General features: G+C 49.0%; 24 protein-coding genes and 1 tRNA gene. 11 read left to right on the top strand and 14 right to left on the bottom strand.

Annotated features, from left to right (window positions below; translation table 11 throughout):
* The first annotated feature begins 293 nt into the window (after positions 1-293).
* Positions 294-857 (top strand): arylesterase, encoded by a 564-nt coding sequence (locus tag Q1A54_RS09645; RefSeq protein WP_299987094.1) that lies wholly within the window; start codon positions 294-296, stop codon positions 855-857.
* 44 nt (positions 858-901) lie between these two features.
* Here the strand turns inward: Q1A54_RS09645 and Q1A54_RS09640 are convergent, their stop codons facing one another.
* From Q1A54_RS09640 to Q1A54_RS09620, 5 genes are all read right to left on the bottom strand, one after another.
* Complete coding sequence (locus tag Q1A54_RS09640) at positions 902-1486, bottom strand: DUF4142 domain-containing protein (protein ID WP_299987092.1); 585 nt, start codon at positions 1484-1486, stop codon at positions 902-904.
* 196 nt (positions 1487-1682) lie between these two features.
* Entirely contained in the window at positions 1683-2219 is a 537-nt protein-coding gene (locus Q1A54_RS09635) for a hypothetical protein (protein WP_007653261.1), read from the bottom strand.
* A gap of 206 nt (positions 2220-2425) precedes the next feature.
* Positions 2426-3022: a fasciclin domain-containing protein gene (locus tag Q1A54_RS09630; protein WP_299987089.1), complete on the bottom strand. Its 597-nt coding sequence runs from the start codon at positions 3020-3022 to the stop codon at positions 2426-2428.
* Positions 3023-3271: 249 nt separating this feature from the next.
* Positions 3272-4369 (bottom strand): serine protease, encoded by a 1098-nt coding sequence (locus Q1A54_RS09625; RefSeq protein ID WP_299987087.1) that lies wholly within the window; start codon positions 4367-4369, stop codon positions 3272-3274.
* Positions 4370-4421: 52 nt separating this feature from the next.
* Positions 4422-4994: a sigma-70 family RNA polymerase sigma factor gene (locus Q1A54_RS09620; protein ID WP_299987085.1), complete on the bottom strand. Its 573-nt coding sequence runs from the start codon at positions 4992-4994 to the stop codon at positions 4422-4424.
* 99 nt (positions 4995-5093) lie between these two features.
* On the opposite strand from Q1A54_RS09620, the gene Q1A54_RS09615 reads away from it, so the two are divergent.
* A complete protein-coding gene (locus tag Q1A54_RS09615; RefSeq protein WP_051017693.1) occupies positions 5094-5333 on the top strand; it encodes a hypothetical protein in 240 nt (79 codons plus the stop codon).
* A 168-nt stretch (positions 5334-5501) separates the two neighbouring features.
* On the opposite strand, the gene Q1A54_RS09610 is transcribed toward Q1A54_RS09615, so the two are convergent.
* Positions 5502-6692 carry a proline dehydrogenase family protein gene (locus Q1A54_RS09610; RefSeq protein ID WP_299987902.1) on the bottom strand — a complete coding sequence of 397 codons (1191 nt, stop codon included), beginning with the start codon at positions 6690-6692 and terminating at the stop codon, positions 5502-5504.
* A 173-nt stretch (positions 6693-6865) separates the two neighbouring features.
* Between Q1A54_RS09610 and Q1A54_RS09605 the strand changes: the two genes are divergently transcribed.
* From Q1A54_RS09605 to Q1A54_RS09590, 4 genes are all read left to right on the top strand, one after another.
* Positions 6866-7996, top strand: coding sequence for a bifunctional 3-deoxy-7-phosphoheptulonate synthase/chorismate mutase type II (locus Q1A54_RS09605; protein WP_299987081.1), 1131 nt, complete (start codon positions 6866-6868; stop codon positions 7994-7996).
* Positions 7997-8163: 167 nt separating this feature from the next.
* Complete coding sequence (gene aroB, locus Q1A54_RS09600) at positions 8164-9201, top strand: 3-dehydroquinate synthase (protein ID WP_299987079.1); 1038 nt, start codon at positions 8164-8166, stop codon at positions 9199-9201.
* Positions 9198-10427: a 3-phosphoshikimate 1-carboxyvinyltransferase gene (locus Q1A54_RS09595; protein WP_299987078.1), complete on the top strand. Its 1230-nt coding sequence runs from the start codon at positions 9198-9200 to the stop codon at positions 10425-10427. The genes aroB and Q1A54_RS09595 overlap by 4 nt, the downstream gene beginning before the upstream one ends.
* Positions 10428-10440: 13 nt before the next feature.
* Positions 10441-10962 (top strand): hypothetical protein, encoded by a 522-nt coding sequence (locus Q1A54_RS09590; RefSeq protein WP_299987076.1) that lies wholly within the window; start codon positions 10441-10443, stop codon positions 10960-10962.
* Positions 10963-11139: 177 nt separating this feature from the next.
* Here Q1A54_RS09590 and Q1A54_RS09585 read toward each other — a convergent pair whose 3' ends face one another.
* From Q1A54_RS09585 to Q1A54_RS09565, 5 genes are all read right to left on the bottom strand, one after another.
* The gene (locus tag Q1A54_RS09585; RefSeq protein ID WP_299987074.1) at positions 11140-11934 is read right to left on the bottom strand and encodes an ABC transporter substrate-binding protein; all 795 of its coding nucleotides are present in this window, start codon (positions 11932-11934) and stop codon (positions 11140-11142) included.
* Between the two features lie 92 nt (positions 11935-12026).
* Entirely contained in the window at positions 12027-13097 is a 1071-nt protein-coding gene (locus Q1A54_RS09580) for a M42 family metallopeptidase (protein ID WP_076422737.1), read from the bottom strand.
* 99 nt (positions 13098-13196) lie between these two features.
* On the bottom strand, positions 13197-14756 hold the full coding sequence (locus Q1A54_RS09575) for an acyl-CoA carboxylase subunit beta (RefSeq protein WP_299987071.1): 1560 nt from the start codon (positions 14754-14756) through the stop codon (positions 13197-13199).
* A gap of 183 nt (positions 14757-14939) precedes the next feature.
* On the bottom strand, positions 14940-17543 hold the full coding sequence (locus tag Q1A54_RS09570; RefSeq protein WP_196118233.1) for an ATP-dependent Clp protease ATP-binding subunit: 2604 nt from the start codon (positions 17541-17543) through the stop codon (positions 14940-14942).
* A 116-nt stretch (positions 17544-17659) separates the two neighbouring features.
* Positions 17660-18244, bottom strand: a complete 585-nt coding sequence (locus Q1A54_RS09565) for a WbqC family protein (RefSeq protein ID WP_196118235.1) — start codon at positions 18242-18244, stop codon at positions 17660-17662.
* A gap of 162 nt (positions 18245-18406) precedes the next feature.
* Here Q1A54_RS09565 and Q1A54_RS09560 point away from each other — a divergent pair, with 162 nt between their 5' ends.
* Positions 18407-19297, top strand: a complete 891-nt coding sequence (locus tag Q1A54_RS09560; protein WP_299987069.1) for a lysophospholipid acyltransferase family protein — start codon at positions 18407-18409, stop codon at positions 19295-19297.
* Positions 19298-19448: 151 nt separating this feature from the next.
* On the opposite strand, the gene Q1A54_RS09555 is transcribed toward Q1A54_RS09560, so the two are convergent.
* Positions 19449-20075, bottom strand: coding sequence for an L-threonylcarbamoyladenylate synthase (locus Q1A54_RS09555; protein WP_196118245.1), 627 nt, complete (start codon positions 20073-20075; stop codon positions 19449-19451).
* 209 nt (positions 20076-20284) lie between these two features.
* Here Q1A54_RS09555 and mltG point away from each other — a divergent pair, with 209 nt between their 5' ends.
* The 4 genes from mltG (at position 20285) to Q1A54_RS09535 (ending at position 23100) form a co-directional block, all read left to right on the top strand.
* Complete coding sequence (mltG, locus tag Q1A54_RS09550) at positions 20285-21355, top strand: endolytic transglycosylase MltG (RefSeq protein ID WP_299987066.1); 1071 nt, start codon at positions 20285-20287, stop codon at positions 21353-21355.
* 101 nt (positions 21356-21456) lie between these two features.
* Positions 21457-21870 carry a thioesterase family protein gene (locus tag Q1A54_RS09545; RefSeq protein WP_007653357.1) on the top strand — a complete coding sequence of 138 codons (414 nt, stop codon included), beginning with the start codon at positions 21457-21459 and terminating at the stop codon, positions 21868-21870.
* Positions 21867-22841 carry a YihY/virulence factor BrkB family protein gene (locus Q1A54_RS09540; RefSeq protein WP_299987064.1) on the top strand — a complete coding sequence of 325 codons (975 nt, stop codon included), beginning with the start codon at positions 21867-21869 and terminating at the stop codon, positions 22839-22841. The genes Q1A54_RS09545 and Q1A54_RS09540 overlap by 4 nt, the downstream gene beginning before the upstream one ends.
* A gap of 174 nt (positions 22842-23015) precedes the next feature.
* Positions 23016-23100: transfer RNA gene (locus Q1A54_RS09535), tRNA-Ser, on the top strand.
* Positions 23101-23212: 112 nt separating this feature from the next.
* Here the strand turns inward: Q1A54_RS09535 and Q1A54_RS09530 are convergent.
* On the bottom strand, positions 23213-23503 hold the full coding sequence (locus tag Q1A54_RS09530) for a hypothetical protein (protein ID WP_299987062.1): 291 nt from the start codon (positions 23501-23503) through the stop codon (positions 23213-23215).
* Positions 23504-24267: 764 nt separating this feature from the next.
* On the bottom strand, positions 24268-24879 hold the full coding sequence (locus Q1A54_RS09525; RefSeq protein ID WP_196118424.1) for a TetR/AcrR family transcriptional regulator: 612 nt from the start codon (positions 24877-24879) through the stop codon (positions 24268-24270).
* Positions 24880-24959 lie beyond the last annotated feature (80 nt).

The following is a 24959-nucleotide window of genomic DNA, read 5'->3' as shown; positions in this document are numbered from 1 at the left end:
AAAGTAGTGCCGTAGATGAGGCCACGAGCAATTCTTTAAGGCGAGTCCTAATGTAGTATAAATATAGCTTTATCGCAAAGCAGCGCTTCCGCTAATGATAAAACAAGGAGACCGCCTTCTTGTTTTACGGAAAGCCTCTCTTCTTTATATAACTGTTATCTCTTTTTTTTCGTTTCCGGAGCATGCCCAGGCCCGGAAAATTGTATCCGGAACGTAACGGTTGCAGTCGCATCATACAGCCTGATAACCAGGAAAGCATGTGCTGGTGCAGGTATAGCCAAAATTAAATGACTATGAAGACAATTCTTTTTTTCGGAGACAGCCTGACAGCGGGATATGGGTTGCCCACAGCACAGGCCTACCCGTCGCTGATACAGGAAAAGCTGAAAGAAGAAGAGTATGACGACTATACAGTGATCAATGCAGGCATCAGCGGCGACACCACTTCCAGCGGCCTATACCGGCTCGATCGCTGGCTGGCTGCTCCAATCGATATTTTTGTGCTGGCTCTTGGCGCCAATGACGGACTGCGGGGTATACCTGCCCGGGAAACCTCTCAAAATTTGCAGCAGATCATTGACAAGGTAAAGCACAAACACCCGGAGGCGCAGATTATTTTGTCAGGTATGGAGTTTCCTGACATTGTGCCAGGGCGCTACGCAGCAGAGTTCAGAAAGCTTTTCAGAGAATTGGCTATCAGGAATAATGTGACCTTTGTCCCTTTCTTACTTGAAGGCGTAGCCGGTATGCGGCATCTTAACCTGCCGGATGGCGTGCATCCCAATGCAGAGGGCCAAAAGATCCTGGCCCGCCATACCTGGACAGTGCTGGAGGGTATCATAAAGCAAAGTATTTAAACAAAACAGGCGATGCATGATGCACCGCCTGTCTCTCTGTTGACTTAGTTTCTGTAATCCTGCCTGAAACGCATGGCATTTTCCATCTGTGCCCGGATCTCTTTTGTGGTATTGCGGGCCCACAGGTTGAAGGTTGTATTGTCTGTTTCCTCAATGTCTTTCACATTGTCCTCAAATTCACTGAGGGCATCTTTATGCGCGTCCACCACGGTATCCCAGTAGGACTGATCAAACTCATCAGTGTTTTTGTCACGCAGCTCCTGCACACGTCCTGCATGGTCTTCTTCCATTTGCTGAGGCAGTGTTGTGCTGTACTGCCTGGACATATCCTGTAGCTCTTCCAGTTTCTTGGAATAAAGGTCTACCATTTGCTGCCCATACTCACGCACCTGCGTATTCACCCCTCTTTCGGCTGCCAGTTTGCCCAGCTCCACCTGTTGTGTGCTGATGCTGTGCGCCTTGCTCATAAACTCCCGCTTGTCTTCATTCAGGGTGGTGTCGGCTGCGGCAGTTGTATTCAGTTCCGTGTCTACGTTTGCGGTGGTGTCTGTTTCCTGTGTGTCAGAGCTACAGGATGCAAAGGCGAGCGCGCCCAATGTGAGGGTGGCTGCCATCCATAGGTTTTTCATAGTCTTATTTTTGCTTTTTGTTATTTCTACATGTTTTTAAGGGCATACGGAAAAACAGTGATTGTATGTTCGGATTATTCCGCAGCATGGCATTTGCAGGCGAAATTGCACAGCAGGATAAGGTATAGAAAAGACAAAGGCTCGACTTCGCCACAAGGGAAAAGCCAAGCCTTTGTTTTATGTAAGGTATGAAACCTTAGTAATAAATATGCTCTCCGCGGTTCTTCTGGAAGTGATCTTCGAAGTAGCGTGCGTCTTCTGGCGAACGTGGGTTAAAGCCCAATACGATATTACCTTCCTTCACGCCTTCTTCATATACCTTCGCGCGTTCTTCAGGTATACCGGCACCTACCAGCGCACCCAGCAGGCCACCCGTCAGACCGCCCGCTCCGGCACCGGCCAGACCAGCCGCCAACGGACCAGCCACAACCAGACCCAGGCCAGGTATAGCCACTGAAGTACCAATGGCTGCCACAGCACCCACGATGGCACCAAGTGTACCACCGATTGCTGAACCGGCTCCGGCGCCCTCCAGTGATTTATTTCCCAGTTCGGTGTCACCATCACGGTCCACGTCATCACTGAAGTGACGCTTACGACCCTCGTCCGACATCACCACATTGATATCATCCTTGTCATAACCGCGTGCACGTAGTTCTTCATAAGCGCGTTCTGCGCTGTCACGGTCCCGGAACATAGCTGTCATCATGTTCGCGTTGTCTTGTCTGTTCATAGCTTATTTATTTAGTTTATATTAGTATGATAATGAATGCCTGCTCTTTTTGCAGACTAGTTTATAGTAACGGCTGCTCAACTCTATGGTTACGGAATAGGGCCATGCATCACGTATATAAGTATAATTGAGATAATTTTAAGTGCTTACAAATAAGAAAGCCCTCCGTGTTGGAAGGCTTTCTTATTTGTATATTATGGTGTTAATTATTCTTCTGATACACGATCAGCAGTTACAAGTACACGGTCAACTACGTGAATTACACCGTTGTTAGCCTCAATGTTAGACTCTACGATGTTGGCTCCGCCAATGGTAAAGGCATTCGGGTTGGCACCGGCAGTACCGATCTCGATGTAGTCATCCTGACCTACCTGAATACGCTGGTTTGTTTCCAGTTGAGCGGTCGTTACCTTACCAGCAATAATGTGGGCCTGCAGAATCTGGATCAACTCATTTCTGTTCTCAGGTTTCTTCAGATAATCTAACTGACCAGCAGGAAGTTGCTCAAAGGCCTCGTTGTTCGGAGCGAAGATGGTAAACTCACCTTCCTGCTCAAAAGCTCTTGAAATATTAGCAGACTGTACCAGTTCCATAAAAGTAGAAATGTCGCTTCTGGTTCTGGCTGCATCAAGTATAGCCATCGAGCTGGTTTCGGCATTGGCATCCATGGTAGCGGAAGCCTCCATGTTTGTAGTACCGGTAGTGGCATCAGTAGTTACTTCTGTATCCATGGTGGCATCATTACCGGCCATGGTGGTAGTTTCGCTCATGGTTGTTGTTTCGTCCATGGCGGTTGTGTCCATTGTATCATTACTGCTGGCGCAGCTAAATAAAAAGCCTGTCGCAAAAACAGCAGCAAAAGGTTTTAGCATTCGCATTTTCATAGTTATTTTTTTATAGTTCACGATTTAACAAATTGTACCCCTTTGGTCGGGATGTACATTGTTTATTTAACTGTATCTTTTTAAAAAAGTTATAAAAAAGAAGGACTATCTGCGTCTGAGTTGCAGATAGTCCTTCTTGGTGTTGTAATAAAACAATATTAATGTGTCTTAATTATAAACTTTTACAACGAAGATATAGTCCTGAAGTTTCTTAAGTTGCTGTGTGCGGGAAGTACCATTCAGGTTGTTTTGCTGTGGAAGGCTAACTGCCAGGCCGGCTTCACGCTCTTTCATTTCGTTCACCATCTGAAGCAGGTAGGATGACTTGACAGCGAAAGCGGCACCTTCCTGACCTGCCTGCTTACCATTGATCACACCAATGATGTTGCCTTTGTCATCAAGCAGTGGTCCGCCACTGTTACCCGGGTTGAGCGGTATAGAGATCTGATAGGAAGTGGTGTCGCCCTCGAAGCCGGAGGCTGAGCTCAGCGAACCCTCGCCAAACACAATGTCTTCACGCGGGAAACCAAGCGTATAGACGCGCTCACCCAGATCAGAAGAAGCTGTTTTGAAAGTATAAGGTAGCTTGCTGAAACCAGCGAAGGCCGGATCCTCTACTTTCAGAATAGACAGGTCATAATCTGTGTTGCGGTGCACTTCGGTTACCTTAAACTTAAGGCCAGCCTTGTTTTCAATCAGGATAGAGTCAGCACCTTGGATAACGTGTGAGCTGGTAACGACATACCCATCCGGGCTGATGGCGAAACCAGTGCCGCTAAAGCGGGCTGTACGTGGGGCTGGGGTTGTCGCGTCCGCGCTGGCAATACCGTTGATGATGGCACGCTGTTCTTTTTTGATCTTCTCTACTTCACGGCGAAGTTCAATGTAGCGGGCGGTCTGCTGCTGTACAGGTTCTTTTATTTGCTGTACACTCCAAAGCGTACCAAATACTGACAACAGAGAAACGCTGGCGGCAACCGCCATGGTCTGGGCATGCTTCTTAAAGAAAACTTTCCAGGCAGTGAGTTCACTGTTAATGCCGTGCGAATCAGCTTCCATTTCTGTGTGGATGCTGCTGAGCTTATGGCGCAGCTGCTGGCGCTGGCCATACTGCTGCATTGCCTGCAATACTTGTCGGTGCTCCTGTACCTGGTCGGCAAGCCGCAGGTCGGAGAGCAACAGCGCCTCAAAGGCAGCTTTCTCCTCAGCAGGCATGGTGCCGGCCAGGTAGCGCTCTATTTGCTCGTATATGCGGTAGTCAAACATGGTTTTATAAAAATACCTTCTTATAAGGTGCTAAAATTCATTCTGGTCTATCCTATGCCTCTGGTTTATAAGAGGTGAAAAACAGTTTTTTAAGGCGTTGCAGGCACTTATACTTCTGGTTTTTGGCAGTGTCGGTGTTTGTATAGCCAAACTTCTCTACAATGTTCTGCATGCCCTGTGACCGGATGTAAAAGTCCTCCAATAAAGTGCGGCAAGGTTCACCGAGCTGCTCCAAAGCCTCCGCCATCATGCTGAACTGACGCTCATTCTCTTCGTGCTGCGGCACATCCTCTTCCAGGCTCAGGTAATTCTCAGAGTCCTCAATTCGGTTGGCGTAGCGGCCCTTTTCGGCCAGGCGCTTCAGCCACAGCCTGCGGCACACAGAGTAGAGGTAGGTCTTGATCTGGCAGCTAAGCTCCAGGCTGTTTCCCTTTATCTTCTCGTAGAAGACGATTACGCCTTCCTGGTAAATGTCTTTTGCCTCATCATCAGTTCCACTGTTACTAATGATGAAGTGCGATATCATTGGGAAGTGCAGCTTATAAAGATGTGCGAGTGCGCGGTCATCGTCATTCCGAATCCCCTCCATGATCGCCTCATCCGTCTCATACAAACTCTTCCTCATGCCGTTCTATTTTTAATACGCCAGGCCGCTTTTTGTAACCCAACAAAAAAATATTTTAAAAAAATAAAAAATACCGGGTTACCTATCCGGGTTTCCGGTATGAAGTTCAAATTCGAAACCAAAACACTTAATCACAAACACAAAATGAAAAATTTGTTCAAATTCGCTTTCGTAGCGTTCGCCCTGGTAGCTTTCACAGCATGCAACACTGAAGAAACTGCAACTGAAACTGAAGCTGTAGAAACTGAGGTTGTTGAGACTGAAGAAGTTGTTACTGAAGAAGTTGAAGCTGACACTACTGTTGAAGTTGAAGCTGACACTACTGTAACTGTACAGTAATTAATAGCAGAACTACAGAGTATACCTTATAGTTCTAAACACATAAGAAGGCCCTGCAGCAATGCAGGGCCTTCTTATTTTTATGGCTGTTCAGACTCAAAGCAGTTCGGGGTATGGCAACATACCATTTATAAGCAGACCACTTCGAGCAAAAGCACCCGGTCTAGCTTAGAAACGCTTCACCGTTTTGCGGCGCTCCATCTCTTTGCTGATCAGTCCGAACTCACGGCTGCTCTGGCCGGCAATAGCTGTGTTCTCGTTGGCACGACGCAGCAAGTAAGGCATCACCGACTCCACCGGACCGTAAGGCACGTACTTGGCTACATTGTAACCCGCATTGGCCAGGTTGTACGACAGGTTGTCGCTCATGCCGTAAAGCTGGGCAAAGAACACACGTTCGTCGTTTGGCGCTATACCTTTCTCGTCCATCATTTCCATGAGCAGGTAGCAGCTGTCTTCGTTGTGCGTACCGGCGCAGAGCGAAATGCGGTCTATGTGGTCGATGCAGAAGCGTAGTCCGTCGTTGTATAATTTGTCAGAAGCCTCTTTGGTTGGGTTGATTGGGCTCGGGTATCCTTGCTCTTCGGCACGCTTACGCTCTTTTTCCATGTAGGCACCACGCACAGGCTTTGCACCCAGTATATAGTCTTTGGCTACGGCGTTTTCGTAATCGCGCACCAGTGCGTCGAGGCGATCGTGACGGTAAAGTTGGTATGTGTTGTAAACGATAGCCTTCTTCTTGTTGTAGAGTTCCATCATTTCATAGGCCAGGTTATCGATCGTTTCCTGGAACCAGCTTTCCTCAGCGTCCACAAATACACGCACATCCGCTTCGTAGCAACGCTTGCAGATATCATTCACACGCTGGCGGCCACGCTCAAAAGCGGCTTGCTCATCAGCCGTCATCTTTTCGCCTGCCTGCACTTTCTCTAACAGGTCGGTACGCATCAGGCCGGTTACTTTAAAAACCGAGAAGGGGATGTGCTTATTTCCCAGTGCCCGCTCTACCGTGCGCAGGATCTCATCGCGTGTTTCATCAAAACTTCTGTCTACGCCTTCACCCTCTACCGAATAGTCCAGGATGGTACCGATATTATATTTGGCCAACTCGCGGATGGCGCGCTCCGATTCCTCAATTGTTTCGCCGCCGCAGAAGTGATTGAAAATGGTCGGTTTGATGATAAATTTAACCGGCAAGTGCAGCTTGATAGCTGTGTTTAGCAGATTGCCACCCAGTTTAACAAATTTGTTGCTGTTCATGGACTTGAACAGCAGGTACATTTTATAAAGCTCAGCGTCAGACTTGGATGAAAAAGCGACAGCTGTATCGTCGAAAGAAACGTTGGTAACCGGGTTCATGTAATAGCGTGTTAATCGGCGCAAAGATAGTGTATGCGTTATAGTTATACACTATGGGCACCTGGTACTTAAGGTATATTTTTGTACTGTTTTTCAGTGCAAGTACACCCTTAAACTAGATCCGCTACATAACTGTTGTAATTGTCGTACCTTTGTATGGACAATTGACACGCATGAACTTCAAGAATAAAGACACATATTTCTCTGATTTACTAGCTGAGCGGGGTAGTCCGCTAGTCATTGCCGGACCCTGCAGCGCTGAGAGCGAACAGCAGGTGATGGAGACGGCGGAGGCTCTGAAAAAGTTGAATGTGCACCTGTTCCGGGCCGGTATCTGGAAGCCGCGTTCCAGACCCAACACATTTGAGGGTATAGGCCTGCAGGGACTGGAGTGGCTGGGCCGCGTGAAGCGGGAGCTGGGTATGCGTGTGACGACTGAGGTAGCTACTGGTCGGCATGTGGAAGAAGCCCTAAAGCAAGGTATAGACGTGCTCTGGATCGGTGCCCGCACCACCGTGAACCCTTTTGCCGTGCAGGAGATAGCCGATGCGCTGAGGGGCGTGCAAGTGCCTGTGATGGTGAAAAACCCCGTGAACCCGGACCTTGCACTTTGGATCGGAGCGATCGAGCGCATCTACCAGTCAGGTATAACAGATCTGGCCGCTATTCACCGTGGTTTTTCCTCGTACCAGCAGTCTAAGTACCGCAACTTGCCGGTATGGCAGATCCCGATCGAGCTGAAGGCCCGTTTTCAGGGTTTACCTGTGATCGTAGACCCGAGCCACATTGGTGGTACCCGCGAACTGATTCACCCCTTGTCGCAACGGGCACTTGACATGGGCTATGACGGCGTGATGATTGAAACTCATCCAAATCCAGCAGAAGCCCTAAGCGACCCGGAGCAGCAGGTGACGCCAGCGGCGTTAGCCGATATCCTGGCCAAGCTCCAGGTACGCAAAACAAATTATGATGACGCCGAACTGGTGAACCGGGCGGAGGAATTGCGGCTGAAGATTGATGCGGCCGACCACGACTTAATTGGAGCTTTGGCGAGGCGCATGGCCTTAGTAGAACAGATCGGGGAGTATAAAAAACAGAACAACGTGCAGGTGCTACAGCTCGAGCGCTGGAAAGAAATTTTCCAAACCCGTGCCGACTGGGCAACCGAAGCAGGTATAAACCCTGCTTTTGTGGAAGAACTCTATAAGTTGATTCATGTGGAGTCTATCCGAAAGCAAACCATGATCATGCAGGCTGGAAATCCGGAAGTAAAGCCTGACACTAAGCCGGAACAAGCTTCGTAAACATATACCTAGTGCTGCGTCGAATTAGAAGTTAGAAGTTTTGTGAAGTTGAGCTCTTCTCATTTGAGCAACAGAAATTTGTTTCAAAGAATCGAATATGGGAAGCGCTTAGCGCAGGCTAGTGAAGACGCTATTCCCTTGGATATATCTATCAAAACCTAATCCGCGTGACTGAAAGCATATACATTGGGCGAGACGTGCTGCCACAGCTGCAAACGGTGCTTAAAAATCTTGCCTTCTCGAAAGTAGCAGTACTGGTAGACGAGAACACCTTGCACCATTGCTATCCTCAGGTAAAGCCCTACCTGCCCGAGCATGATATCATCCAGATAAAGAGCGGTGAGGAAAACAAAACCCTGCAGACCTGCGAGCATATCTGGCAGCGCATGACGGAGCTTAATCTGGACCGCTGGTCGGTGTTGGTGAATCTAGGTGGCGGTGTGATCGGGGATATGGGTGGTTTCTGTGCGGCTACGTTCAAACGCGGGATGTACTTTGTGCAGGTGCCTACTACGTTACTTGCCCAGGTCGACGCCAGCGTGGGCGGCAAAACAGGTATAGACTTCCACGGACTCAAAAACCACATCGGGGTATACAAAGAGCCTAAGGCCGTCATCATTGATCCCTCTTTTCTGAACACGCTTCCACAGCGCCAGCTCAAGTCAGGTTATGCCGAGATCATCAAGCATTGGCTAATCGCCGACGCTGCTGCCTTCGAAGAGCAGCGCCACATCGGCCTTTTTACCGAAGACTGGGACGCACTGATCCGGCACTCGGTAGGTATAAAATCGGCTGTGGTGGAGGCCGATCCGTTGGAGGGCGGCTACCGCAAAGTGCTCAACTTCGGCCATACCGTGGGCCACGCCGTAGAAAGTTACCTGATGGAGCAGCCCGGTCGTGAACTGTTGCATGGCGAGGCCATTGCGGTCGGGATGCTGTGTGAGGCATACCTGTCCATGAAGAAAGACTTGCTCACGAAGCGGGAACTGGATCAGATCGAGACGTTTCTGGTGTCGATCTACGAAAAGGTGAAACTCACCGAAGAAGATGTTCAGGCGATGGCCAAACTGGCCTTGCAGGACAAGAAAAATACCCATTCTACTATCAACTGTACGCTGTTGCAAGGTATAGGCAAGGCCGTTTGGGACCAGCCTATGACCGTGGCAGAAATACAGGAAGCATTGCGCTATTACCAGCTACTATGACGAAAACCGTTACTCTTTCGCACCCTACAGGTATACTGAAAGGTCGTGTGCAATTACCAGCCTCCAAAAGCGAGGCAAACCGTGCTTTAATTATCGCAGCCTTGGCTGGGGGAGAATCCAAATTGGAGAACCTCTCCGAGGCCAATGATACCCAACTCCTGCAAAGACTCCTGAAAAGTGACTCGGATACCATCGACGCCGAAGACGCGGGTACGGTGATGCGCTTCTTAACGGCCTACTATGCCGTGACAGGTCAGCAAAAAACACTTACTGGAACTGATCGCATGTGCCAGCGTCCGATCAAAGTGCTGGTAGAGGCCTTGCAGGAACTGGGCGCAGGTATAGCATACCTGGGCGAAGAAGGTTATCCGCCCCTCCAGATCAGCGGCTTTAAAGGCAGCGGCAAAAAGCAGTTGAAAGTTCGCAGCGATATCAGCAGCCAGTACATTTCCGCTTTGATCATGGTGGCGCCATTGTTGCCCGATGGGCTGGAGCTGGAGCTGGAAGGGAAGATCAGTTCACGCCCTTACATCGAAATGACCCTGGCCCTGATGCAGCACTTCGGAGTAGAGGCCAGCTTTGAGGAAAACATGATCAGGGTGCCGAACCAAAAATATAATCCCGCTACTTTCGCCGTGGAATCAGACTGGTCAGCGGCCAGCTACTGGTATAGCATGGTGGCCTTGGCCAAAGAGGCAGATGTAACGCTACTGGGTTTGCGTGAAGACTCCCACCAGGGCGACAAAGCCATTGTGGACATCATGCGCAGACTAGGCGTTCATACCGAGTTCAAGCAAGAAGGAGTGCGTCTCACAAAAAAGCATGCCGAGAAAAGAGTAACCTTCGATTTTAGCAATTGCCCTGATCTGGCGCAGACTGTTGTGGCGCTGTGTGCAGCCTTAGGTATAGCCGTAGAGATGACCGGATTGGAGAGCCTTCGCATCAAAGAAACAGACCGCATTCAGGCGTTGCAGATTGAGGTGCTGAGTATGGGTGCCTCATTGGAAGAGAGAACCCCTGGGGTCTTCCAGATGAACCCAACCCTATTGACCAATCGGGAGTTGAATTTCAGGACCTACGAAGATCACCGTATGGCTATGGCTTTTGCTCCGATCGCCTTGTTGCAGCCTATCCAGATTCAGGAACCGCATGTGGTGCGTAAGTCCTACCCTCGGTTTTGGGAAGATCTTGAGAAAATGGGCTTTGAAGTAACAGTGAATGAATAGTGATTAATGATTGATGGGAAAGCGCTATTTGTACGGGGATGCCAGCCTGATTGAGGTGTTGCTGCCGCAGTTCGAACTGATGGAGACTGCCGAAGGTGGCTACGCTGCCGTTTACAAAGATCCGCTCACCAATTCATTTTGGCTGAAGTACTACGCCACTGCAGCCAAGCAAGGCGGAGGCTACCTTACCCTGCTGCGCCTCCCCGCACCATCTACCGATAAGCTGATCGACATTGCCATCAACTCCGATTTTGAAGACGAAGCGGTTGCTGCCGTGTTGCGCTTGCTCGATGAAGAGGCGATTGAAAAAAAGGATTTCAGGCAATTGCTAATCGGGAAATTGGAACAGGCAGTTGAAGGAACCACCATACAGGCAGAGCGGGTTTTTAAGATCGTCAAGTTTTCCAATCTGACTGACCCGATGAACAAGCGAAAAGTCATAGGTAGAACGGCAACGCAAGTGCAGGAAGACGCTGCTTATTTTCAAGGTATAGCCGAACGGGCAGAGCGTTTGTTAAAGCAATTAGGAGCTTAAGGGGCGCTATACCCAATGCCGTTATTCGGGGAGCTATTGCCCCCGGTTGTCATCTCGAAAGAATATAGTCATCTGGTTTGTCTCAAAAGAATAGCAATATTTCTGATTTCTCCAGAAACGAGGGCTCCAGGTCGAAATGACAAAAAATACTTAAGTTGATGTCATTGGCGCTATACCTTATTTGACCTCTGCAATTACACCTTGCAAATACTCTGGAGCTTTCAGCAACCTGCTCCCATACCAGCTGAATATTTCCCCATCCACTACTTTTATCTTCGCTTGCGGGCATAGTTCTCGGAACTCAGCAAAATGCTTTTCCTGGAAAGGGTAGGGCTCTGATGACAGCAGGATCAGTTGTGGATTGGCTGCCTGCAGTTGCTCAGGCGATATTTCCGGATAACGGGGCTGATCGGCGAAAATATTGCTGAGACCGTAACGCTGCAGCATGTGGTCGATGAAGTTGTCGCTGCCCACCGCCATATAAGGTTTGCGCCAGATAAAGTAAGCCGTAGGTATAGCGGGCTGCGCCGGTCTCAGCTTCTCGAAACCAAGGGCTATACCTTGTACTAGTTTCTGTGCTTTAACTTCAGTACCTGTCAGTTTCCCAATTTGACTGATCATCTCCAACGAGTCTTCCAAGGTATAGATGTCGCTCATCCAGACGGGGTACTTTTCCTGCAATGCTGCTATACCTTTTTCGTAGTTCTCCTCCTTGTTTCCGATAATCAAATCCGGCTTCAGCTCGTCAATCACTTCCAACTTAAAGTTCTTCGTGCCCCCGATAATGCTCTTCTGTTTTACTTTATCTTTGGGGTGAATGCAGAACTTGGTCAGGCCCACAATGCGGTCTTCCAGTCCTAAGTCAAAAAGCAACTCTGTTTGGGAAGGCACGAGCGAAACGATATGCTGCGGCAAGTGTGGCAGCGTAATCTGGTGGCCCATCTGGTCGGTGAAGGTATAGGGGAAGCGCATGTTCAAAAGTAAGCAATTTGGGATGGTGGTAAAACAAAAAACCACACAAGCCAGTCAGGCGCTGTGTGGTTCTCTAGGGCTAAAAGCGATTTCTATTTCAGGTAACGGAAGTCCTGGTTGTCTTCGATTTTTAGCAGTGTCTCGTATATCAGTTTCGTAACGTTCTCTACGTCGTCTTTATGCACAGTCTCCACTGTTGTGTGCATGTACTTCAGTGGCAATGAGATCAAAGCCGAGGCTACACCCGCGTTAGAGTATGCAAACGCATCAGTGTCGGTTCCGGTTGCACGTGAAACGGCAGAACGCTGGAAAGGAATCTCTTTTTCCTGTGCCGTATTGATGATCAGATCACGCAGGTTGTTCTGCACGGCTGGGCCGTAGGCGATAACAGGGCCCTTGCCGCAGTGGATGTCGCCGCTATTCTTCTTGTCGTACATCGGGGACTGCGTATCGTGCGTCACGTCGGTGATGATGGCTACGTCCGGCTTAATGCGGTGCGCGATCATTTCTGCACCACGCAGACCAATTTCTTCCTGCACCGCATTCACGATGTACAGACCGAATGGCAGTTTGTGCTTGCGCTCGTGGATCATACGGGCCACTTCAGCGATCATAAAACCGCCCACGCGGTTATCGAGTGCACGGCCTACGTAGAACTTGTCGTTCATCACCGTAAACTCGTCTTCAAAGGTAGCCACGCAACCTACGTGTATACCCATTTTCTCTACTTCCTCGCGGTTGCTGGCCCCGCAGTCCAAAAACACCGTCTCAATAGTAGGAGCCTTGTCATTCTCAACTTTGCGCACGTGTATAGCCGGCCAACCGAAAACAGCCTTTACGATGCCTTTGGAGGTATAGATGTTCACTCTTTTTGATGGAGCGATCAGTGCGTCGGAACCACCATTGCGCTTCAGGTAGATGTAGCCTTCCGGTGTGATGTAGTTCACAAACCAGGATATCTCATCGGCATGCGCCTCGATCACTACTTTGTACTCCGCTTCCGGGTTGATCACACCTACTACGGTGCCGTAAGTATCCACAAAGTAATCTTCAATGTATGGCTTGACATACTCCAGCCACAGTTTCTGTCCTTCAGACTCGAAGCCGGTAGGAGAGGAGTTGTTTAGATATTTCTCAAGGAACTCGAAAGATTCTTTTCTCATCAGGGTCGTTTTCAGTAGTGTATAGACAATGGTTGTTAAACATAACGAGCATGTACAGCCAGATGTTCTGTGACTGTACATGCTCGTTACTCAATGCAGTTAAAGCGGGATGTTGCCGTGCTTCTTGCGAGGCAGGCTCACGGCCTTGTTTTCCAGCATCTTGAAGGCCTTGATCAGCTTAGCGCGTGTTTCGCTTGGCATAATCACCTCATCAATGAAGCCACGGTGCGCGGCACGGTATGGCGTAGCAAACTTGTCCTTGTACTCCTGCACCTTTTCAGCAAGCTTTGCAGCCGGATCTTCGGCTTCGGCAATCTCACGCTTGAAGATGATCTCGGCAGCACCCTGAGCACCCATTACCGCGATTTCGGCAGTTGGCCAGGCGTAGTTCATGTCGGCACCGATGTGCTTGGAATTCATTACGTCGTAAGCACCGCCGTAGGCTTTGCGGGTAATCACGGTGATACGTGGTACAGTCGCCTCGCAGAAAGCGTAAAGCAACTTGGCACCGTTGGTGATGATGCCGCGCCACTCCTGATCAGTGCCTGGCAGGAAGCCCGGTACGTCTTCGAGTACCAGCAAAGGCACATTGAAGCTATCACAGAAGCGCACGAAGCGAGCAGCTTTGGTACTGGCATTAATGTCGAGTACACCGGCTAGTACGGCAGGTTGGTTACCCACGATGCCGATGCTGCGACCACCCAAGCGGGCAAAGCCAACCACGATGTTCTCGCCGAAGTTCTTGTGCACTTCAAAGAAAGAGTCTGCATCGATAATGCCCTCGATCACCTCACGCATGTCGTAAGGCTGGTTCGGGTTTTCAGGTATAATGGTGTCAAGTACAGTGCGTGTTTCGTCCGCCGCTTCCTCGTAAGGTACAGATGGTGGCAATTCCTCACAGTTCTGCGGGATATAGCTCAACAGGTTTTTGATGTAGTTGATGCACTCCACTTCGTTAGCGCAGGAGAAATGTGTCACACCGCTCTTGGTGCTGTGCGTGCTGGCACCGCCCAGTTCCTCCGACGTAACGTTCTCGTGCGTTACCGTTTTTACCACGTTCGGGCCGGTCACGAACATATAGGACGTGTCTTCCACCATCATGATAAAATCGGTGATGGCAGGGGAGTATACTGCACCACCCGCACATGGTCCCATGATAGCCGAAATCTGTGGGATAACCCCAGAGGCGAGTGTGTTGCGGTAGAAGATATCGGCATAGCCGCCCAGCGACACCACACCTTCCTGGATACGGGCACCACCGGAGTCGTTCAAGCCAATCACCGGCGCACCGTTTTTCATGGCCAGTTCCATGATCTTCACGATCTTCTCGGCGTGTGTCTCAGAAAGTGAACCGCCCAGTACCGTGAAGTCCTGTGAGAAAACGTACACCAGGCGGCCATTGATGGTGCCGTAGCCGGTTACCACGCCATCGCCGAGGTAGTATTGCTTGTCCAGACCGAAGTCTTTGGAGCGGTGCATCACAAACTTGCCGATCTCCTCGAAAGAGTTCTCATCCATCAAAAGGTGAATGCGCTCACGGGCTGTCAGTTTGCCTTTTTTATGCTGTGCTTCTATTCTGTCCTGTCCGCCGCCTAGCAAGGCTTCGGCGTTTTTGCGCTCCAGCGTTTCTATCTGGCTCTGTCTGATGTCTCCTGCCATGAAATAGGGTATATCTGTTTTATGGAATATCGATTGAATAATTGTCAAATTTAAAAACTATCAGCCGAAATCAGCTATACTAAAAGCAAAATTTGGCTCCTTACCAGTGTATATCTTTCCGATAAAGTCAAAAAATAAGGGCTGTCCCGTTAGGAACAGCCCTTATATAGTAGGTCTTAAACCTTATTTGTCAGATTTCTCACCGTCACCAGACGACTTGGTTGGCTCAGTCTCTTCCTCTTCTCCGTCATTGGCTATACCTTTCGGCTTCTTGCCATTGCTCTTTTTAGAAGCGAAAGTCAGCTTTTCTTCGCCTTCCTTGAAGTCTACCATCATGGTGTCACCTTGTGCGATCTCGGCTTTCAGTATCTCCTCCGCAATCGGGTCTTCGATATACTTCTGAATAGCACGGTTCAGCGGACGGGCACCATACTTCGGATCGTAACCTTTCTCGGCCACAAAATCCTTGGCTTTGTCGGTAAGCTCGATCTTGTAACCCAAGGCCTCAATGCGCTTGAACAGCTTGCCAAGCGACAGCTCGATGATCTTGTGCATGTCTTCACGACCAAGTGAGTTGAACACGATCACATCATCCAGACGGTTCAGGAACTCAGGCGAGAAGGTCTTCTTCAACGCACTGGCAATCGTACCCTTCATGATATCATCCACGTTCTCCTGCTTGCTCTTCGACATGAAGCCGATACCGGCACCGAAGTCCTGCAGATCACGTGCACCGATGTTGGAGGTCATGATGATAATCGTGTTACGGAAGTCAACCTTGCGGCCAAGACCATCCGTCAGGATACCATCATCCAGTACTTGCAAGAGCAGGTTATACACGTCTGGGTGCGCTTTCTCGATCTCGTCGAGCAGTACCACAGAGTATGGCTTGCGGCGGATTTTCTCCGTCAGCTGACCACCTTCTTCGTAACCCACGTAACCCGGAGGCGCTCCCACCAAGCGAGATACGCTGAATTTCTCCATGTACTCACTCATGTCGATACGCACCAGCGCATCGTCTTTGTCGAACAGGTATGTCGCCAGCACTTTAGCAAGCTCCGTTTTACCTACACCAGTCGGACCCAGGAATACAAATGAACCGATCGGCTTCTTCGGATCTTTCAGACCAACGCGTGTACGCTGGATGGCTTTCACTAACTGACCAATCGCTTTGTCCTGGCCGATTACTTTGCCCTTGAGCTCTTCGCCCATGTTCAAAAGTTTCACACCTTCGTTCTGCGCGATACGCTTCACCGGTATACCTGTCATCATGGCAATAACCTCTGCCACATTTTCCTCTTTTACCGTGTAGCGCTTCTTCTTGGTCTCCTCTTCCCAGCTTTTCTTCGCTGATTCGAGTTGGTCAATCAGTTTTTTCTCTTTATCGCGCAGCTGGGCAGCCTCTTCATATTTCTGGCTCTTCACCACGCGGTTTTTCTCTACCTTGATGTTCTCAATCTGCTCTTCAAGCTTCAGAATGTCATCCGGCACAATGATGTTATTGATGTGCACGCGCGCACCAGCTTCATCCAAGATATCGATCGCCTTATCCGGAAGGAAACGGTCGCTCATGTAGCGGTCCGAAAGCTTCACGCAGGCCTCGATTGCTTTATCGGTATAGTTTACGTGGTGGTGATCCTGGTACTTGTCTTTAATGTTGTGCAGGATTTCCATGGTCTCCTCCGGTGTGGTAGGGTCTACCATCACAATCTGGAAACGACGGGCCAACGCACCATCTTTCTCAATGTACTGACGGTACTCGTCGAGCGTAGTCGCGCCAATGCATTGGATTTCGCCACGAGCCAAAGCCGGCTTGAACATGTTGGAGGCATCCAGCGAACCGGAAGCGCCACCAGCACCCACGATCGTGTGCAGCTCGTCAATAAATAGGATCACGTCCGGAGACTTCTCGAGCTCGTTCATTACGGCTTTCATACGCTCCTCAAACTGACCACGGTACTTCGTGCCAGCTACAAGGGATGCCAAGTCAAGGGTTACCACACGCTTGTTGAAAAGCACGCGGCTTACCTTTTTCTGCACGATGCGCAGCGCAAGTCCTTCAGCAATAGCTGTTTTACCTACGCCAGGCTCACCAATCAGGATCGGGTTGTTCTTCTTGCGGCGGCTCAGTACCTGGGCTACACGCTCGATTTCCTTCTCGCGTCCTACAATAGGGTCGAGTTTGTCGTCTTCTGCCAGTTTGGTCAGGTCGCGACCAAAATTATCAAGCACTGGAGTGCGCGATTTTTCGCCAGGCTTCTTGCTCGAGCTGCTGCCAGCGCGTGAAGAAGAGCCGAATAACTTGTCAGAATCATCAGAATCGTCCGTGTCAGACGATGCCAGTGGATTATTGCTATGATAATCCAGGGAGTCTCTTATTGCTTCGTAGTTCACGTTGAATTTCGCTAAGATTTGAGAAGAAATGTTGTCTTCATCCCGGAGGATGGATAATAAGAGGTGTTCAGTACCTATTATATCACTTTTGAAGATTTTGGCCTCCAGATAAGTAATCTTAAGCACCTTCTCAGTTTGCTTGGTAAGCGGAATACTACCAGTGATGTTGCTGTTCTGAGATGCGGTGTTTCGTGTAGCCTGCTCTAAAGCGTACTTCAGTTCATCTATCGAAACGCCCAGCTTCTTCAGTAAGGCGATGGCAGTACCTTCTCCTTCCCGGATCATGCCCAGCACCAGGTGTTCGGTGCCAATGTAGTCATGCCCAAGGCGGATAGCTTCCTCGCGGCTGAGTGAGATAACCTCTTTCACTCTGTTTGAGAATTTAGCTTCCATGTATACTCTATAAAAAAATGTAAAGGTCTAAAAATGTTGTAACTCGTTGAGGCTAACAGGAAAAGCCCCTGATTTAAACAAGCCCAACTCCACAAAGGTTTAGTTTTGCCGGGGCATTATTGTAAGTAGGAAAGCGACTTCGGACCCTGTGTAAACAACAAGTCAATTATACTAAGGTCTTGTACAAATTGTTTGCCAAATACTTGCGTATAGGGTTGTACGTACAAGTTGTCAGGAATGATTTTAGGATGTATCCTATTTCTGAGGTCGAGCACCCCCTCCGGTTGCTCTGTCTGATAGCTGTCTGTGAATCCGATTCGCCGATCCAGTTTCAGAAATTTAAGATAAAGCCGCAATAAATCAACGTTCAGGTCAAATAAATATTTCGGTTGCCGTTCATACACCTCCCGAATGTAGTCACTGTAAAATTCAAAATAAGGCGCACGGCCGTAGGCTGCCTGTATCGTACGCCAATGTACGTTGTACCATTTCTGGCTGTAGTCAATCTCTATTTCGGCAATCGAAATCTTGTCTTTACTGTTGCCCCGCAGCACTGGCACACTCAAGGGCACCATGCCTTGCGCGGTGAGCACGTGGCAGCGGTTGCGGTAGCTCTGCTTTATATAGTTCTCGTGTTTTTCTAGCAGCATACCATCAGACTTAAGCAGTGCAGCAAAAAACTGAATGGGTGGATGGTACATTATTTCGGTGAGGAGGAGCAAATCAGTCAGAAAGTTTGGGAGTTAGAAAGTTTGAAGTTTGTAGGGGTGTATCCTATGCCTAGGATAAGATGCGAAATAAGCACGATTTCTTTAATTTCATAATGCAAGTATAGGTCGTACCTTTGCAGGCGATTATACTTCGTGAAAAAATCTCCAAATATACCTGTACTTTATTACCCGCTGTGGTGGTTGCTCAAAGGCCTGTCTTTGCTGCCGCTGCCTGTACTATACCTGTTAGCCGACTTTTTGTTTGTGTTGGTGTATTACGTGGTAGGATACCGCAAAAAGGTCGTACTCCAAAACCTGCGCAACTCCTTTCCTGAAAAATCTGAACAGGAGATACAAGGTATAGCCAGGGCCTTTTACCGGCAGTTCCCGGACCTGATCGTGGAGATCCTGAAGCTGGCCTCGATGGACGAAGCTGAGATGCGCCGTCGCATTGTGTTTTCTAACCAGGAGGTGCTCGATAATTTTGTGCAGCAAGGTAAGACGGTCATCACCATGGGCTCTCACTCCGGCAACTGGGAATGGATTCTTTCTGCTGGAGCGGTGCAGTTTGGCTTTCCGGCTGAAGGGGTATACAAGCGGATCAAGAATCCCTTCTTCGAGGAGTTCATGCTATACCTGCGCGGGCGGCTCGGTGCTCGCTTGATCGAAATGAAAGACACCATGCGTGACTTTGTGCGAAACAGAAAGACTCCGCGTGTGGTAGCTATGCTCTCAGACCAAACCCCCCCTTACGGAGAGATTCAGTTCTGGACTACTTTTTTAAATCAGGACACACCCTTCTTTGTCGGCGCCGAAAAGCTGGCGCATACCTTTGGCTGCCCGGTGCTGTTCCTGGATGTGGCGCGAGAAAAACGAGGCTATTATCGCCTTACTTTTGATGTGCTATCCGATGGCACCACCAAACCTGAGGAAGGCACCTTTCCCATCACCGAAGCCTTCGCCCGCAAACTGGAAGCCGCCATCCGCCGCAACCCCGCGAATTATCTCTGGACGCATAAGCGGTGGAAACATAAGAGAGTTTAGACGTTAAAGATTTTGGGAGTTTAGGAAGTGTGAATTTTGAGAGAACCGATTTTCTATTCACCTCTCTAGCTTAGATTCAGACCTTTAGGGCCGATTCCTAATACCTCTTAACTCTTGCTTTCCGAACTCTTAAACTCCCAATCTCCTAAACTTAAAGGTATTCCTCAATATCCCCTGCGCCTTCCCGCAGCACTTCGAAATTGTTGGCAGCATCTACCACAGTAGAGGCTACGTTGTTGCCGGGGCCACCGTCTATCACACCATCTACTAAGTTGCGGTACTTCTCATAGATCAACTCAGGATCGGTGCTGTACTCGATCACTTCGTCTTCGTCGCGGATGGAGGTGGAGAGGATTGGGTTGCCGAGTTCCTGCACCAGCGCCAGGGCAATTTTGTTGTCGGGCACGCGTATACCTACCGTTTTCTTTTTGCTGCCGGCATAGCGCGGCACGCGACTGCTAGCGTCAAGTACAAAGGTAAATGGTCCGGGCAGCGCTTTTTTCATCACCTTGTAAGTAGGGGTGTCGATCTTGGCGTAGTCGGAGATGTGTGTCAGGTCCGAGCAAATAAACGAAAGGTTCGCTTTGTCTGGCTTTATCCCTTTCAGTTGACAGACACGCTCCACTGCTCTTGTGTTGTGAATGTCGCAGCCGAGGCCGTAAATAGTGTCGGTCGGATAGATGATGATGCCGCCGTTACGGAGGATCTCGACGGCTTCCTGTATTTTTTTGGGCTGTGGATTGTCCGGGTGTATCTGGAGGAAAACAGCGTTGGCCATAGTTTTATTTTGCTTGTTGGTGCATTAAGTAAGGCATACTGCATAAAAGCCGTCTGCGTTGCAGGTATAGCCTTTGAGGTTGGTAAATAGAGACTTTAGGACAGATGCTGGCTCAAAATTAGTCAGATAAGCAAGATTAGTGTTATTTTTGTAGCCTAAACTAAACGGGCCCGGAACCTACATCCTTATCCGGGACTTTTAATTACATTATGGCTAACGAAGTCACTCCACGCAGACGCGTCAAAAAAGAGAAAAGCATGTGGATACCCGGCATCATTGTACTGGTGCTGTTCCTGTTTGTGAGCTTTTCCTACTATGCCTACCAGATTGTGTATACGGCCAACGTAGACACCAAAGGGCAAGACACCTATGTATACATCCCATCTGGCGCTGACTACACACAAGCCCTCGACTCAGTGGAGGCTACCGGTGTGATCATCGACCGTCTGTCGCTGCGCTTCATGGCTAAGCTCATGGACTACGACGAACTGGTGAAGCCAGGCAGGTATAAGATCGAGAACGGCTGGGGTAACCGGCAGCTCATCGGTGTGCTGCGACTGGGAGAGCAGTCCCCGCTAAAGCTCACCTTCAACAATATCCGGCTGCGCAGTCAGCTGGCCGAGAAACTGGCCGCCGCTGTAGAACCATCCGCCGAAGAGATCGACAGCCTGCTCAACGATCAGGAGTATTTGCAGACACTCGGTTTCGACACCACCACAGTAGTGAGTATGTTCATACCGAATACCTACGAGGTATACTGGACCATCACGGCACCGGAACTCATGCAGCGTATGAAGACCGAGTACGACCGCTTCTGGACTGCCGAACGCAAGGCCAAGGCCGAGAAGATGGGACTCTCTCCAAAGGAAGTTTCTACCTTGGCTTCGATAGTGCAGGCCGAGACCATCAAGAATGATGAGAAGCCACGTGTAGCTGGCGTATACCTGAACCGTCTGCAGAAAGGCATGAAGCTCGAGGCTGATCCAACCGTAGTTTATGCCGTACGTGATTTCACGATTCGTCGCGTGCTTAACGTACACCTGCAGCACGACTCGCCTTACAATACCTACCGCTATGCAGGCTTGCCTCCGGGCCCGATTAATGTGCCGGATATCTCCAGCATCGATGCGGTGCTAAACCCGGAACAGCATAAGTACATTTACTTCTGCGCCAAGGAAGACTTCTCAGGCTACCACAGCTTCGCCGTGACTCATGCCGAGCACATCGCCAATGCCCGCCGCTATCAGCGAGCACTGACGCAGCGGAATATTTTAAAGTAAATTGTTTAATTGCTGTATTGTTAAATTGTTGATTCTCAGGTGTAATAAATGCCTGCAGAAGATCAACCATTTAACAATTTAGCCATTCAACCATTAAATTCATGTTTGAATCAGAAGTACAGATACGCGTACGCTACGCCGAAACCGACCAGATGGGCTATGTCTATTATGGCAACTATGCTGCTTACTATGAAGTGGCCCGTACGGAAGTGTTCAGAAGGTTAGGTATACACTATAAGGAGATGGAAGCGACAGGCACCATGATGCCTGTGCTGGAGCTCAAGTGCAAGTATATCCGTCCGGCTAAGTACGACGATCTGCTCACGATCAAGCTCTTTCTTAAGCACAAGCCGCATGGCTCGCGTATAAAGTTTGAGTACGAGGTGTATAACGAGGAACAAACGCTGCTGAATGTGGGCGAGACCACCATGGTGTTTGTAGACATGAAGTCAGGTCGCCCGACGGCTATACCTGCACTCATACACCAGAAGTTGGACGGATACTATAGCGAATGAGGCTGAACCAGCAATATCTGAAGCGCCGCAGAGCGTATCGCAAATTCATCGTGTTCCTGAAGAGATGGCGCTTTAACAATGGCCAGTCTTCGGTATACGATGTGGCCGATGTGTTGCTGGGCGAACTCAGGCTGGATTCCATTACCAAGCGTGCCTCATACATGGCCTTTAACTTCACGCTGGCCATCTTCCCGACCATCATCTTTTTGTTCACGCTCATCCCTTACATGCCCAGTATATTGTCGCTGGACCTGGGCGAGAGCATACTAAACTTCCTGGCAGACTTCCTGCCCGAAGAGATGTATACCGTGGCCTACGGCACCATCGACGACATTGTGAACAAGCCACGTGGGGGACTACTCTCTTTCGGTTTTCTCTTCGCCCTGATTCTGTCCACAAATGGTATTATGTCGCTAATGGATGCCTTCGACAAAAAATACCATACCTTCTATAAGCGGCCATACCTGAAAAAGCGGGTGATTGCCACGGTGCTTACCGTAGCGCTTTCATCTATCCTGTTTCTGGCAGTGGCGGCGATCTTCTTTGGGCAGTGGATCTTAGATGTGTTGGTGTTTTACGAGGTCGTGACGGAGAGCTATACCTATACCCTGATCGTGATGCTGAAGTACGTGGCGATTATACTACTCTTTCTGCTGGCAACCTCGCTCATCTACTACTATGTGCCTGCCATACAGGATAAGTGGCCTTTCTTCTCGGCAGGCGCCGTGGTAGCAACCATCCTTATTTTTGTGGTATCGATGATCTTCTCGCTTTACATCAGTGCGTTCGATACTTACAACAAATTTTACGGCTCCATCGGGGCCCTCATTGGTTTAATGATCTGGCTTGATTTTGTGTCTATGATCCTGATCCTAGGGTTCGAGATCAATGTAAGCATTGATACGGTGACGAAGCGACTTACCCGCAAGACAGCCCAAACTGCTGAGAAAGCCGCTTCTGCTGCAGCCTAAATGATGCGGACGGGGTAAGGCATTACTCAAAGCAAGGTATAAGCCAAAAGCAGCGAAAAATTTACCGCTTCAAAATCAATCGCTTATACCTGAAATGACCAAACAAGCGAAAAATAATTGCGTATAGTTTTGAAAATTCACCGCAGCACTATACTTTTGTGCAAGATTAATTACAGAGAGTTGGCAGAGTGGTCGAATGCGGCGGTCTTGAAAACCGTTGACTGTAACAGGTCCGGGGGTTCGAATCCCTCACTCTCTGCTGGTAGCGATACCAAAGAGCAAAGCCCATCAATCATCGATTGATGGGCTTTTTGTTTTAGGCCCTGTTCAAGACTTTTAACTTGCTTCAGGATGTTTTTCTTGAGGTATGTTTATTTCTCTGCGTTCAAGCTGGCCTCTGCTACCTCTGATTTTCCTATGGAAGCCTTATACACGATATACCCTTCCAGTTCCTGCCCATCCAGCATAGTTCTTTTGATTTTGATAGGGTAGCCGTCCCGGTTGTATTTATAGCTGCAGGTATAGGAGAGGTCTTTCCGGATATTGCCCTCTCGGTCTTTTACTGTATACCTGGTGATGTTGTGGTTGCGGTAGGGAAGTTCCAGCGGCATGAACCGGGCTTCGAGGGGGAAGGGTTCGCAGATAGCCTGGCTTGTCGTCAAACTCCAGTTCAATAGTCAAATAGGGAGTCTCTGAACTAGGGGCAAGGAAAGAGGCTTTTTGCAGCTTGCCCTGTTTATCATAGGTATAGACAATCTTTTTGTGGATATACCTTGGGTCAGCGTCATATATTTGTGTATGTTTCTTGTTTGCGTTGTTGTAATGGTAAACAGAAGAGGTCAATCTCTTATCAGAGTTGTATTGATGTGCAATGTTATCGCGCAGCGAACGTCCATGCAGGTACACCGACTGCAGTTCTCTAGGTATGAGGCCATCTTCTGACCGGGACCACATGTAATTCATCTTTCTTACGATAGAGTCACTACTGTCCCAGCCAATTGGGCCAACGTCAGGCAGAGTAGTAACCTGCACTATCTCGTCTTTAAAACGATGGTCCGGTTTCTTGAAATATTCATCGTAATAAGTGTAGGTCACCTCCTCATAAAAGTTAGGACGATTAGTCGTAACGCTGTAGACCCTGCCTTGGTCATAGTAGAAGTCGTGGGTCGTGCTGCCGATCACCACCTTTTGCGGGTATAACTTCTTGATTTCTTCCTCGCTTTTAGAGCAGGAGGCCAGTACGGCTAGGAGGGGGAGCAGGAATAAAGCTTTAAATCTGATAGTCTGCAGTTTTAGAGAAATGAAAAAACTTTACTAAATATAGTTATATTTTAATTAGTGGCAAGAGAACAGGCTGTTTTTTAGCTGGTTATCAATCTGTTTAGGTATAGCTGTGAGTACAACTGCTATTGACGAGTGTAAACTATCATTGGTTTTTCTCCAGCAAACCATGGAAAATGAGGTTTGCCAGGCCCTCATACACGGCAGAAGGGGTATAGTTAATATCCTGCATCAGTTCTGGCGGTACCTGGCTGATAAACTCAGGATCCAGGATTTTCTCCAGTGCACTGGCGTAGAGCAGCACGGCTAGTGAGATGTTTGCGTCCTTCCGGATAAAGCCTTTTTGGTTGCCCTCATCCAACAAAGTTTTGAATCTTTTAAAAGCTGCTTCGGCGCGGTACTGCTGCAGTAGTTGCCAGGTTTTTGGGGTGTGCTTCCGGATGTCGGTGAGTAACTGCCCATTGATACGGGCGAAGCGCTGCCCGACCGTGCGAAACACCTGCTCAGCCTTACTGACAAAGTTGGACGCTTCCTGTTGAAGCAGGTTTTCTACATCACGCTGCAGTTCTTCCAAATAGTTTTTGATGACGGCATGGAGCAACTCTTCTTTTCCTCTGAAATACTGGTACAGTGTTTTTTTGCTCATGCCCAGCTGTTTTGCCAGGTCAGCCATCAATACTTTACTGTAGCCTTGGTTGAAAAACTGTTGCTGAGCCTCCTGTAAAATCAAGGCCTTCGGGGTGTTTATCGTATCCATTTATTAGGGTGTGCTTTATTTTCGCCGGTCTTGCTGCAAAGTTATAAAGAGCAGAGGCCGGGAAACTGTATACGACAAAA

Origin of the sequence: uncultured Pontibacter sp. (assembly GCF_947502515.1) — a bacterium.
In the GTDB taxonomy this organism is placed as follows: Bacteria; Bacteroidota; Bacteroidia; order Cytophagales; family Hymenobacteraceae; genus Pontibacter.
The sequence above is the reverse complement of the archived record's forward strand: the minus strand, read 5'-3'. Positions and strand labels throughout refer to the sequence as shown.